Origin of the sequence: Agromyces terreus (genome assembly GCF_009749465.1) — a bacterium.
Lineage (GTDB): Bacteria > Actinomycetota > Actinomycetes > Actinomycetales > Microbacteriaceae > Agromyces > Agromyces terreus.
The window spans coordinates 1,082,583-1,095,256 of sequence record NZ_WBIS01000001.1; the positions used below are offsets into that span (position 1 = coordinate 1,082,583).

The window sequence follows — 12,674 nt, forward strand, 5'->3', positions numbered from 1 at the left end:
GTGATGTTGCGGGTCTCGTCGATCAGGCCGGAAGCAGTCGCCGGAGCACCTCGGCGCTCACTTCGGCGCTGCGGAGCGGTGACCCGTCGAGCCAGTTCCTGTGGGTCTCGAGGATCACGGCTTCGACGTGCAGGGATGCCGCGCGCTCGACGATCGCGTCGATGGCGAGGTTCCCCGTGCCGAGTTCGACGCTGTCGACCTTGACGATGGGCGTCATCGTCGGCCCGGTCGTGCGCGAGCCGCGGTCGGTGAGGTGGATCAGGCGCACGCGTTCGCCGAGCGTCTCGAGCAGCGCGAGCGGGTCAGCGCCTGCGGTGGCGGCCCAGAAGCAGTCGAGCTCGAAGCCGACGGCATCCGGATCCGTCATGTCGACGAGCGCCGCGAACGCGGTGTCGCCGGAGCCCAGACGCCGGAACTCGGCGGTGTGGTTGTGGTACAGGAGCCGAATGCCGTCGGATGCGAGGTTCCGGCCTGCGGTGTCGAGCCGCTGGGCGAGCCGTCGCACCGCGACGTCGTCGCCGTAGTCGAACCGGTGCATGCCGGTGACGACGACGTTGCGGGTGCCGAAGTCCGCGGCTCGCGCGGCCACCGCCTTCGGGTCGGACTCGATCGTGCCGAGGTCCTCGTGCAGCGCTGCGACCGACAGGCCCGACTCCGCGACCAGCCGCCGCCAGTCGAGTCGGCCGCCGCCGCCCACCGGCATGCCGGCGGCCCTCGTCAGCGCCCGCACGAGCAGCGGGGTCGGCCGGGTCATGAAGCCGTTGAGCTCGATCACCTCGAACCCGGCCGCGACCAGGCGCGCGAGCGTGTCGCGCGCCTGATCGTCGGTCGACGTGATCCGGCCGATCTGGATCTGCTGGATCCCGCGCATTGGCCGCTGCGCCGTGAGCGGCACGGGTCAGACCGTCTCGCCGGCGTCGGCGAGGAGGGTGCTGCCGGTCATGATCATCGAGAGGTCGCTCGCGGCGAAGAGCACGACGCGCGCGATGTCATCGGGGGTGCCCATGCGGCCGATCATGCTCGTGTTCATGACCTCGAGCGGGGGCATCTCGATGCCGGCTGCCGCCGCCGACTCGGCGCCCGCCTTCGCGGCCGCGAGGTTGCCCTCGGTGGGCACGAAGCTGGGCGCGACGCCGAGCACACGGATGCCGAGCGGGGCGAGGTCTACCGCGAGCGACTTCGTCATGCCGAGCGCGGCGTGCTTCGATCCCACGTAGGCCGCCATGCCGGAGAAGGCCACCTGCACGCCCGCGGTCGAGATGATGTTGACGATCACGCCGCCGGAGCCGTCGGCCGACATACGGCGCGCGGCCTCGCGCGAGCCGAGGAAGACGCCGCGGGCGTTGACGGCGAACGTCGCGTCCCACATCTCGTCGGGCATCATCGTGACGGGTGCGTTCGGGAAGATCCCGGCGTTGTTGACCCAGACGTCGATGCCGCCGAGTTCGGCGACCGCGAGGTCGGCGGCGGCCGCGACCGAGGCCGCATCGGCGACGTCGGCGCGAGTGCTCGCGACGCGCACCCCGTATCGATCCGCGAGGTCCGCAGCGGCGACCTGCGCGGCATCCGCGTTGAGGTCGATCAGCAGCAGGTCGGCGCCGGCCTCGGCCAGGCGGGCCGCGATGGCCCTGCCGAGCCCCTGGGCGGCGCCGGTGACCACGGCTCGACGACCGGCGAGCGAGAGCAGGTCGGTCAGCGGGCGGTTCGAGACGTCGGCGAACGGGAAGCTCATGCTGCGACCTCCGTCGCCTCGAGGCCGTTGCGGGCGGCGACCTCGCCGAGCCAAGCGAGGCTCGGCTTCGGGGTGCGCGCGAACGTGTCGCGGTCGACCGCGATCAGGCCGAAGGTCGGCTCCCAGTGGCCCCACTCGAAGTTGTCGAGCAGCGACCAGTGCAGGTAGCCACGCACGTCGATGCCGTCGGCGATGGTGCCTGCGAGGCCCTCGAGGGCCCCGGTCGTGTACCGGATGCGCTGGGCGTCGTCGGCGGTCGCGATGCCGTTCTCGGTGATGAGGATCGGGGTGTGCTCGCTGACCTCCCACGCGTGGCGCACGGCCATCGCGAGGGAGTCGGGTCGGAACGCGGTCCCGACGAGCGTGTTGTCGGAGTGCGGCGGGTGCGGCACGAGTCCGTTCGCGTCGACCTGCTGGCTCGAGTACGCCTGAACGCCGACGAAGTCGTCGCCGCGCGAACCCTCCCAGTACACGTCCTCCTTGCCGTACCGGATCTGGAGGAGCTTCTCCTCACCGCCCGGCGCCGCGGTCAGCGCGCCCGCCGCGATCGTCCACCCGACCTTCGCGCCGGTGCGCTCGCGCACGATCGCGCGGGCCGCGTGGTGGATGCGGGTGAAGAGGCGGCCGATCTCGGGGTCGGCGTACGTGAGGAACTCGCTGTGGGTCTGCTTCTTCTCGTCGTCGCCGTCGGCCTCGACCGTGGGACTGGTCCATTCACCGCCGGATGCGGCGAGGTGGCGCATCGCGGTCATGATCGCGGCCTGCATATTGGGCTCGTTCATCGTCGCGACCCACTCGACGCCGTCGAGGATCGTGCAGGCCTGCTCGACGTAGGCGCAGAACAGCGCCTCGGCCTCGGGGCCGTCCCAGCCGCCGAGCGCGGCGAACCACTGCGGGGTCGTGAAGTGCTGCAGCGTCACGACCGGGGTCACGCCGAGTTCGAGGCAGAACTCGATCATGCGGCGGTAGTGCGCGAGCTCGGCCTTCGAGAAGTGCCCGCGCACCGGCTCGATGCGCGACCACTCGAGGCTGAAGCGGTAGGAGGTGAGTCCGGCGTCGGCGAGCAGCTGGATGTCCTCGCGGTACCGGTGGTAGCTGTCGACAGCGTCGCCGGAGAGCTCCATGCCGGGCATCATCTGCTCGCGGGCCCACCAGTCGCTGTTGACGTTGTTGCCCTCGATCTGGTGGCCGGCGGTCGCGGCCCCCCACAGGAACCCGTCGGGGAAGGTGGTCATGCGTTCGTCCTCTCGTTCAGTGCGTAGGTGGTGTCGGAGATCGTGGCGGATGCCTCGAATCGGCCTGCCCCGATCAGGTGTTCTGCTCCGTCGGGCAGGATGACCCGGGCGGTGGTGCCCGACGGGATGTCGGCCGTGAGCTGCAGGCGTTCGCCCTCGAGCCGCCACTCGACGGCGATGGTGCCCTGCGGGCTCTCGTGGGATCCACGGGCCCAGGTGATGCCGCCGCCGGGCACCGGGGCGATGACGACGCGCTCCCAGCCGATCGAGTCGGCCTCCTGGCGGAGCCCGAGCGTGTGGGTGTGCAGGAAGCGCATCGCGGCGCCCTTGCTGTAGTGGTTCAGCGACTCGTGGGCGTCGCCGTGCTCGTCGATGCCCTCCCAGTCCTCCCAGATCGTGGTCGCGCCGCGGTCGAGCATGTACCGCCATGACGGTGCGCTGCGCTGCTGCAGGACCTCGTACGCGACATCCGCGCGCCCGTGGTCGGCGAGCACCTGCAGCAGGTCGCCGGTCGCGAGGAACCCTGTGCCGACGTGCGTGCCCGCCTCTCGGATCAGCCCGACGAGGCGTTCGAGGGCGGCCACACGGAGCTCGGCGGGAACGAGCCCGAACTCGAGCGCGCGCACGTAGGCCGCCTGCGTGTCGGTCACGGTCGTGCCGTCGGGGCGCAGGTAGGCCTGCCGCCAGGCGTCGGCGATGCGCTCGGCGGTCGCCGCGTAGCGGGCGGCATCCTCATCACGGCCGAGGATGCCCGCGATGCGCGCGAGCGTCGCCGTCGAGCGGTGCAGGTAGGCGGTGCCGACCTCGCCCTTGTCGGCCATGAACCAGGCCATCGGGTTGTGCTTGATCGGGTCGATGCGATTGCCGTCGGCATCGCGCTGCTTGGGCTCGGTCCACTCGCCCCAGTGGAACGTGCCGTCCCAGAGGTACTGCTCGAACGGCTCCGGCTCCGCGGAGGCCTGCATGCGCGCGAAGTGGCGCGTGGTGCGTGCGCGTTCGAGCGCCCACTCGACCCAGCGGATCATCGCGTCGACGTTCTCGGCGAGCACCTGCTCGTCGCCGTACGCCAGGTACAGCTCCCACGGCACCGCGACGATCGCGTCGCCCCAGCCCGACGACCCGGTCATCATGGCGAACTGGTCGTCGAGGTGGTGCTTGATGCGCCGCCCGTCGGGCGAGAAGTTCGCGATGCGGCCGTCGTCGAGCTGGTCGTCTCGCACCGCGCGCAACCATTTGCGGCTGAATCCGAGCACGTCGTACAGCCGGGTCGCCATGGGGGCGAACACCTGGTAGTCGCCCGTCCAGGCGAGCCGCTCACGGGTCGGGCAGTCCGTGGGCACGTCGACGGCGTTGCCGCGGAAGCTCCAGTCGGCGATGCCGTGGAGGCGGTTGAGGTCGTCGTCGCTGCATGCGAAGGCGCCGGTTCGCGCGAGGTCGGTCTGCACGATGCGCATCTGCACGGATGCCGCCGCGGGCGCGCCGCCGTCGGATCGGGCGATGCGGGCGTAGCGGAAGCCGTGCACGGTGTGCCGGGGCTCGAACTCGCCGCCCGGCTCCCCCGCCACGACCTCGTCGCGCTGCACGAACGCCTTGCGCCCCTCCGGCCGCTCGGAGTCGAGGTGGGAGGTGTCGAGGTCGCCGTCGCGACCGAGGGCCTCGCCGTAGTCGATGACCGTGCGGGTGCCCGGCGCGCCGAGGTCGGTGAGCCGGATCCATCCGGACGCGTTCTGGCCGAAGTCGGCGATCACCCGGCCGTCGGCGAGCCGGTTCAGCGCGACGGGCGTGCGGGTCTCGACGACCCGGACGGGCGGCGCAGGCGACCAGTCGATCGCGGGCGGGGCATCGACGACGTCGAGGAGCGCGGATGTCTCGGGCTGCGCGCTGGCCCCGAGGTCGAGCGTCTGGCCGTCCATGAGGTCGGCGCGGGTGATCGCCGACGGGCGGCTCGTCCACGTCTCGTCGCTGCGCACGACGCGACGGCTGCCGTCGGCGAGCTCGAGGTGCAGTTCGGCCCGAGCGCCGAGCGTCGTGCCCCAGCCGGCGGGCAGCCGGAACGCGCCCACCTGACCGCGGAACCAGCCGTCGGAGAGCTCGAGCTCGATCGCGTTGTCGCCGTCCTGGAGGAGTGACGTGACGTCGGCCGCCTGCGCGTAGAGCGTGCGGTCGTAGGAGGTCGAGCCGGGCGCGAGCTCGATCGTGCCGACGCGTGCGCCGTTCACGGTCGCCGTGTAGACGCCGAGCGCGGTCGTGTAGAGCCGCGCCGACACGACCGACCCGGCCAGCGCGAACCCGCCCGCGAGCACGTGGGCCGGGCGCTTGCCGTACCCGGGATCGCCCTCGGAGCCGACGGGCGCCTCGACCGGCGAGATCCAGTTCGCGGTCCAGTCCTCGCCGAGCAGGCCCGCCTCGAACCCGGACCAGTCCGACCACGCGGCATCCGCCCCCGGCTCGTCGGCGGCCACGCGCCACCTCACCCGCTGCCCGCTGCGAAGCGCGGCGAACGGCCACGCCGCCAGGCGGCGCCCGGTGACGACGACGACCGCCGGCGGAGCACCGTCGATCACCGCCTCCACGCGGTAGGGCGTGCGGACGTCGCGGTCGACCGGGTCCTTCCAGGAGAGGCGGGGGGCGTCTCCGGTGACGGGGAATCCGTCACCGCCGCCGTCCACGACGAGGTCGTAGGGTGCAGTGCGCATGGTGGTTCGCTTCCGTGGGAATGCGGTTCAGGTCGGTCGGGTCGAGGTCCGCTCAGCGGATGGACTTGACCTTGAGGAGGATGATGAGGCCGCCGACGAGGGCGAACACAGCACCGGTGAGGTAGAGCAGCGTGTAGTTCTTGACGTCGCCGACCGCGCCGATCGTGATGACGACGCCGGCGATCAGCGGCGCGAGCGCGCTCGGGATCTTCTGCGCGAACTGCACAACCGCCATGTACCGGCCGATCTGGTCGCGCTCGGGGATGATCGCGAAGACGATCGCCTGGTCGACCGTGGCGAACACGGCGATCGCGAGCTGCATGAGCACGGCGCCGACGATGATCTGCGGAAGTGCCCATGCGGTCGCTTCGGCGATGGCGCCGCCGACGAAGAGCACCGCCGCGATCATCACGAAGAGACGACGACGCTGCAGCTTGTCGGAGAGGAACCCGCCGATCAGCGCGCCCGCGGCCGCGGCGAGGACGCCGATCATGCCGACGGTCGCGACGATGCCGGCGACCTCGCGAACGGGCAGGTCGAGGCGCTGCGCGTAGAAGAACGTGCCGAACGTCGTGTTGAAGTACAGGCCGACGAAGAACACGAAGCGGCCGAGCCAGTTCCACGCGAAGTCGGGGTACTTGCGCACGTTGAAGCCGTAGCTCGTCACCACCGACTTGACGGTGACGTGACCGGTTCGGGGCAGGTCCTTCGAGCTGCCCTCCGGCTTGATGAGTGGGAAGATGCCGAGCATCACGGCGCCGATGACGCCGGGCACGAGGAACACGAGCGTCGTGTTCGAAGAGACCGCGTAGGCGACGCCGATGCCGAGCACGGGGGCGATCTGGGTCATGAGTCCGGTCAGCGCCGACACCTTGCCGCGCTGCGACTCGGGGAGTTTGTCGGCCATGAGGAGCTGCAGCGGCGCGCCCGCGATCGACCAGCCCGACATTCCGAGCACCCAGCCCGCGCCGACGATCAGCAGGTTCGGCGCCAGGGAGATCACGATCAGGCCGAGGAGTCCGATCACGATGCCGAGGTAGATGAAGGGCGTTCGCCGACCGAAACGCGATCGCGTGCGGTCGCTCCAGATGCCGATCAGCGGGCTGATGATCAGGTAGACCGCCTGCGCCGTGCCCGTGATGTAGCCGAGCACCTCTTCATGTCCGGGCGCGAGCTCGCTGATGCGAACGGCGAGACCGTACGACAACGGCACCATCATGGCCATCGAGACGCCGAAGCTCGCGAGCATCAGCCAGAAGATGTAGCTGCGGCTCATCGGCTGCTGCGGTTCGGCCGCGACGGTGTCGGCCGCGGCATCGACGCCCGGGGGAACGATCGCGTCGGACACGGCGAGGCCGGCAGCGAGCTCCGCGCCCGGCTCGTTCTTCGTCACCATTGACTCCTTCATCGGTGAAGCCGACCACGCGATCGTACGCGGGCCGTGCTGAGGAACTCCTCAAAAGTAACCATTTTGGTTACATCTTCGCCAAGAGTAACCACAGCGGTTACGATTGGCAAGTCGGCCTCGACGGCGCTTCTGCCAGACTCGATGAATGCGCCGACAGGGAGATGACATGCACGGTTCGGATTCGTCGGCCATCGCCGAGGCTCCAGACGTCGAGCCGACGGCAACTGCCCCCAGAGGACGCCGCGGACCGTATGCGAGCACGCCGGCACGCCGTGCCGAGATCGTCCGCGCCGCACTCGCGAGCTTCGCCGAGCACGGATATGAGCGAGCATCGCTCCGCGACATCGCCGCACGGGCCGACCTCACGCATGCCGCACTCCTCCGGCACTTCGCCAGCAAGGATGATCTCCTCCTCGCCGCCCTCGCACAGCGCGACGACGACGACGAGGAGGTGGCGCGCCGAATCATGCAGTCGAAGGTCTCAGCCGAGCGCGTGCTCTCCAGCGTGCTCTCCGACGAGTTCGCCCATCCCGAACACCAGCGCAACTGGCTGGCGATCACCGTGGCCGCGACGAACCCCCATCACCCGGCACACGACTTCTTCATCGCGCGACGAGAGCGCATGCGCGTGCACTTCTCGAGCGGCCAACTCACCACCGCACACGACGGTGAAGAGCTCACCGCAGACGACAAGGTCACCATGCTCATGGCGATGATCGACGGCCTGCGCATCCAGGCCCTGCTCGACCCATCCCGAGAGGTCCTCCCGCTGCTCGAGACCTTCATGCGGCTCATCACGACTGATGACGATCGACATGGCACCCTCGAGGCATCGTCGCGGGCGGACTAAACGCCGCGCATGCGTTGCAGAAGTCAATGCATCAAGATCTACCGCGTGAGATGACACACGCTTGGTCGCGGCTTCCAGCATCGCCACCGCCCATGCGGGCACCCACAAGCGCAATGCCACGTCCCTGACCGGCGTCTGCGCACGGCGGCGCGGCCCTGGTTCGCGCCGCGCGACGCGCCGATTCGCAGCCCCATCGAGATGCATCGAGGCAAATCGAGCGCTTTTGCCAACAAAGAAGCTTAGGCTGTCATGTTCGCGCAGGCCTGACTTCAGGCGCAGAGAATACCTGATCAGAGGCACTTTGTAGGGCGGACGGGACTTGAATCCGTGACCGATGGACTCGCCCAGGCCGAGGTGGCAAGACTCCGAATCGCGGCGACTGCTCGACCGATCTCGACATGACCTGGGATTTCTCGCCGATCCTGAATTTACGAGTTCCAGAATACCTGGGATGACTCGGAGCATCTCGACCGAGCTCGACTCGAATAAACGTTGGATACGCGTTGACGGATCAAGTCCCCGCCGTCGGATTCACCCCGAACTCGAGCACTCCGGCATTCGCATCGTTTGCGCTACTCGATGACGATGACCGGGACGAACTCCCCCAACGGGATCGGGTCCCGGTTCTGATCGAACACCCGCAGCAGGTCGATGTACGTGCGCTTGTCAATGCTCCAGTCATACACAGTTGGCGGCGACTCCGAACCCTGCGCTGCGAGATAGATAAGGTCGCCGATCAAGCGCGTCGCGCGCCCATTGCCGTCGACGAACGGATGAATCCGGACGAGTTCGGCGTGCACGGCGATACCGAGCTGACGAGCATCCCAATCACTCGTGTTCGCCCATCTGTACGCGAGATTGTCCAACGTCGCGTGCAAGTCGACCTGCACCTGTGCGGGATCGACGCCGATACTGAGCAGCCGAACACGAGGTCGACCCGCCCACGTCCAGACTGCACCGTACAAGCGGGCATGCAGGTCGAACACGAACCCCGGCGTCAACAGATCGTCGACGCCCAGTTCGCCGCGCAGCACTGCATTGATGAGATCCAGAGCGACAGCCTGCTCGATTGCTTGCTCAAGCTCGAAGATCGCCGCCCTCAGTGGTGGATCTCCGACTACCGCTCGAGCCTCCGCTGTGAGCGCGTCCGCGTCGTCCGGATCAAGTGGCGTCTCGCCGTATCCAGGATCGAACGTCACTTGCCCGCGCGAATCGCGCGCGCCTTCGCAGCCTCGACGAAACGACGAGCCTCTGCCGACGCCACGTACCCACTCGGCACTACCCGGTTCTCCAGCTTCGCCGACGCCGCAGTCGAACGAACGACCGCACGCCGAAGTGCAACCGGCGATACCTTCCGAACAGCAGCCACGTCACACCTCCCAAGAACGTCCCGCCCATTCTAAGCGAAAAGCCCGATCTGCGCCCCCTACCGTCCAGCGAAGTCGCGCCGCTCAGGGGAAACCAGGCGCACGCCCGGCACGGAAACCAGGCCGAATCAAGGATGTGATCCCAGGCACCGTCGCCCGAATAACGGCGGTGCCGCTTCCAGAGCGTTTGCCAAGGCCCGAACGACTCGGGAACATCACGTCAGGGCGAACCGACCCGGTACCGCCCGATGATGCCCTCGATCACCCGGCGGTCTTGCCGAAACGGGCGACCACGCTTGCCAATCGGCGATGGCAACAGCAGACGGATTCGGTCCCATTGGGCATCCGTCAATTCAGCAGCGCGAGGCACCCGAGTATCATCCCGCGCGCCACTCACCATTAGGACGTGTTGCTAAAGCCTGGCCGGTGTGAGAGCTCGATCTGGATCAGCTGGTTACTTCGTTGACCGCGACGGCGCGGCCTGCAGGATCAGCTGCCGCGAAGCCTCAGCATCATCCACGGATAGGTAGAGCTGGCGGAAGTGCTCCGCTTCGTCGAGCCGGATGCTGAGTGCGGTGCCGGTTCCCGAGTAGTTCCAGTAGTGCCGCTCACCCTTGGGATGAAATGTGCCGACGAGCTTGCCGGAGATGTCCAGTCCCGGGCCACGCCATCCGGTAGGAATCCGGTAGGGGGCGGGTTCCACGGACACATTCGTAACGCTGGACAACGGGACGGTGAGCTTCTTCCGGAAGCCCCAGACCTTATCCATTCCTTTGGGAACGATGATGAGGTTCCCATTCTCGATCCTCAACGAGTTCCGGGCAGGCATGCCCCCAGATTATCTGGGCAGCTGCTCACTCGACCCTAGGGATCTTGGCGGTGCTCGCGATCCAGTGCAGGGTCGCGGCGAGGCAGAGGCCTGCGTGGTAGTTGCGGGCGGTCTTGTCGGAGCGCATGGCGATCCCGCGCCATTGCTTGAGCTTGTTGAAGCAACGCTCGACGACGTTGCGGCCACGGTAGCGGGTTCGTTGCTGGTCGCCGAAGTCGATGGGCCGCCCGCGGCGTTTGCGGCGATGTGCGATCTGGTCGTCGCGCTCGGGGATTGTCGCGGCGATCCCGTGCTTCCGCAGCCAGGCACGGTTCGCCTTCGACGGGTAGCCCTTGTCTGCGAGCACACGGTCCGGCCGGGTCCGTGGCCTGCCTCTCGCGCCGGGGACGCGGATCTCGCTCAGCGTCGCGGCAAGCATGCTGGTGTCCGCTGCTTGCCCGGGCGTGAGGATGAACGCGAGAGCACGTCCCTTCCCGTCGCAGACCAGGTGGTTCTTCGTCGTCAATCCGCCGCGGGAGCGGCCGATCGCATGATCGGGCGGTTCCTCACCGAACTTCTTGTAGTTCGATAGAGCCCCCTGTGGTGCGGGGAAGGGTCGCACCGTGCTGGTGCACGCGCACGATCGTGGAGTCGATCGACGCGACCCAATCCAGATCACCGGACTGCTGCGCGAGCGACTGCGTCTTCTCCAGCACCCGCGCCCACACGCCATGCTCGGACCACCGGTTGAAGTTCTTGTAGATCGTGTTCCAGTTCCCGAACCGCTCCGGCACGTCCCGCCACGGCGCCCCGGTCCGGAACCGCCACGCCGTCGCCTCCACCACCGCGCGCCGATCCACCGGCGGCCGCCCCGTCGACTTCACAACCGGGAACAGCGGGCCAATCATAGCCCACGCCTCATCCGAGATCACATCACGCGACACGCGTTCAAGACTCGCCCACGAGGCACCCGAAGGTGTTTAGCAACACGGCCTAGGAGACACGCTCTAGGCCAGCGGGTCGACAAGGAATTGGGCGAACCGCAGATGAGTTTTCCGTGAGGCGACAGCCATGCCCGAGCTCAACGAGGTCCCCAAAGTCAGCATCACGGTGTCTTCGCCAGATTCGATTTCCAACGCATAGTAGTGGAGACCGGCGATTCGCTGCGTGGTAAGTGCCACCGGACACGGAAGTGCGTGCTCGAGGATCAGGCGGGCCTGTCCGTCTTCACAGGTCCAGGCCTCTAGCTGCCTATCCCGTTCGATAAGCGCGGTCATCACATGGAGCGGACCGACACGAGCGAATCGTATAGGCCCAGTAAACCCTTCGCGCCGAAGGCTTCGTGCCGCACGCCGCGCCCTATGCGAAGTCACGACACCCGACAAGACAAGGGCCACCGCACACAGCACAGCAAAGAGACTGTATCGGACAACGACCGAGAGAAACGGTTCCCAGTCCGGGGGCGCTGTCGAGAACGTCGACGACAATGCTCCTAGGACCGGCGAGGCGATCGCAATGGATCCGACCCCGATTATGGCAATTGCTCTGTGCCTTGACCTCACGGCTTCGGGGCGCACTTCAACCATCATGGGAAGACTCGCGTTTCCCACCATGCGTCGATTGCTGGGATGTTCGCAATTTCGATCGTGTCAGTTCCGAGTCCCACCCACGCGAACGCAACGCCGCTTACAGATTCAAGCCCCGTCGCGACATGCTTACCCGAGTACACCAAGCTATTTCCGAGCCCGAGGGTTGCAAGTGTAAGCGGCGCACCAACCAGGCAGCTTCGTGTGTTCCAATCGGCCATGCAACTCGCTCCGGCGGAAACCAGCCCTGCACCCGCTGCTGTTACGCCAGCGATAGATGCAACGAGAGGAACCTCGCTGAAGGTTACGGCAACGATACCTGCATAGCCCCCGATATTGCCCGCGGCGCCCGCGAAGTCGAGCATCTTGCGCTTGTTGCTTTCCGCAAGCGCTTGCGAGTACCCGGCTCGATTCGAATCGAGCGCTCCGCAGACCCCCGGATTTGCTCCGGGCATACATCCCTCAGCAATTGGCCCTGAAAGCCCAGCGCCCACCTCGTCGGCCTGCGCCTCAATTCGGCCCGCCAGAGTCCTCGCCGCAATTATGGCGTCACTGGAGCTGCTCGAGTTGGCGCGCATAACCACCTGCCGCGATTTGTCGCGGATGTTTGGATTGAACGTGCTGCTATCGGTTGGGCCCTGCATGAGAGGCCCGACTCGTCCGAGTACAGGTACGACACGACGCCCGCCGTAGGTGTTTCCGAGGTCCATGAACACGGGCCGGCCGTCGTACGTGTACCCGGCGGAGGCGACGTAGACGCCCCATCCGAAGCCGCCGCCCATCCAGGACGGTTGTGACGTGTTCTTGTCGTACACGGTGTTCACGGTCTCCGCATTTGTGGTGAATAAGTGGAGACTCAGTCAAGTCCCTGTCCTTTCAATTGGACAAGAAGACCTGATCAGACCCATTTCATGGTAGGGCGGACGGGACTTGAACCCGTGACCGATGGATTATGAGTCCACTGCTCTAACCGGCTGAGCTACCGCCCCGTG

Annotated in this window: 10 protein-coding genes, 1 tRNA gene and 1 pseudogene; 1 reads left to right on the forward strand and 11 read right to left on the reverse strand. The window is 67.4% G+C overall.

Features of this window, described 5'->3' with window-relative positions:
* Nucleotides 1-22: 22 nt before the first annotated feature.
* From GQQ92_RS04860 to GQQ92_RS04880, 5 genes are read right to left on the reverse strand one after another with little or no spacing between them, the layout of a single operon-like run.
* On the reverse strand, nt 23-871 hold the full coding sequence (locus GQQ92_RS04860) for a sugar phosphate isomerase/epimerase family protein (RefSeq protein ID WP_156998038.1): 849 nt from the start codon (nt 869-871) through the stop codon (nt 23-25).
* Nucleotides 872-898: 27 nt separating this feature from the next.
* Nucleotides 899-1,732 (reverse strand): SDR family NAD(P)-dependent oxidoreductase, encoded by an 834-nt coding sequence (locus GQQ92_RS04865; RefSeq protein WP_156998039.1) that lies wholly within the window; start codon nt 1,730-1,732, stop codon nt 899-901.
* Nucleotides 1,729-2,967, reverse strand: coding sequence for a glycoside hydrolase family 1 protein (locus tag GQQ92_RS04870; protein WP_156998040.1), 1,239 nt, complete (start codon nt 2,965-2,967; stop codon nt 1,729-1,731). Before GQQ92_RS04870 ends, GQQ92_RS04865 begins: the two co-directional genes overlap by 4 nt.
* Nucleotides 2,964-5,663 carry a family 78 glycoside hydrolase catalytic domain gene (locus GQQ92_RS04875; RefSeq protein ID WP_156998041.1) on the reverse strand — a complete coding sequence of 900 codons (2,700 nt, stop codon included), beginning with the start codon at nt 5,661-5,663 and terminating at the stop codon, nt 2,964-2,966. Before GQQ92_RS04875 ends, GQQ92_RS04870 begins: the two co-directional genes overlap by 4 nt.
* A gap of 52 nt (nt 5,664-5,715) precedes the next feature.
* The gene (locus GQQ92_RS04880) at nt 5,716-7,059 is read right to left on the reverse strand and encodes an MFS transporter (protein ID WP_156998180.1); all 1,344 of its coding nucleotides are present in this window, start codon (nt 7,057-7,059) and stop codon (nt 5,716-5,718) included.
* Between the two features lie 178 nt (nt 7,060-7,237).
* Between GQQ92_RS04880 and GQQ92_RS04885 the strand changes: the two genes are divergently transcribed.
* Complete coding sequence (locus GQQ92_RS04885; RefSeq protein WP_156998042.1) at nt 7,238-7,921, forward strand: TetR/AcrR family transcriptional regulator; 684 nt, start codon at nt 7,238-7,240, stop codon at nt 7,919-7,921.
* Nucleotides 7,922-8,493: 572 nt separating this feature from the next.
* Here the strand turns inward: GQQ92_RS04885 and GQQ92_RS04890 are convergent.
* From GQQ92_RS04890 to GQQ92_RS04920, 6 genes and pseudogenes are all read right to left on the reverse strand, one after another.
* The gene (locus GQQ92_RS04890; RefSeq protein ID WP_156998043.1) at nt 8,494-9,120 is read right to left on the reverse strand and encodes a Fic family protein; all 627 of its coding nucleotides are present in this window, start codon (nt 9,118-9,120) and stop codon (nt 8,494-8,496) included.
* 622 nt (nt 9,121-9,742) lie between these two features.
* Nucleotides 9,743-10,117 carry a hypothetical protein gene (locus GQQ92_RS04900; RefSeq protein ID WP_156998044.1) on the reverse strand — a complete coding sequence of 125 codons (375 nt, stop codon included), beginning with the start codon at nt 10,115-10,117 and terminating at the stop codon, nt 9,743-9,745.
* Nucleotides 10,118-10,142: 25 nt separating this feature from the next.
* Nucleotides 10,143-11,004 (reverse strand): annotated as a pseudogene (locus GQQ92_RS04905) (IS5 family transposase).
* Nucleotides 11,005-11,103: 99 nt separating this feature from the next.
* Nucleotides 11,104-11,373, reverse strand: coding sequence for a hypothetical protein (locus GQQ92_RS04910; RefSeq protein WP_156998045.1), 270 nt, complete (start codon nt 11,371-11,373; stop codon nt 11,104-11,106).
* 308 nt (nt 11,374-11,681) lie between these two features.
* Nucleotides 11,682-12,506 (reverse strand): hypothetical protein, encoded by an 825-nt coding sequence (locus GQQ92_RS04915; protein ID WP_232057491.1) that lies wholly within the window; start codon nt 12,504-12,506, stop codon nt 11,682-11,684.
* 88 nt (nt 12,507-12,594) lie between these two features.
* Nucleotides 12,595-12,671: transfer RNA gene (locus GQQ92_RS04920), tRNA-Ile, on the reverse strand.
* Nucleotides 12,672-12,674: the final 3 nt, after the last annotated feature.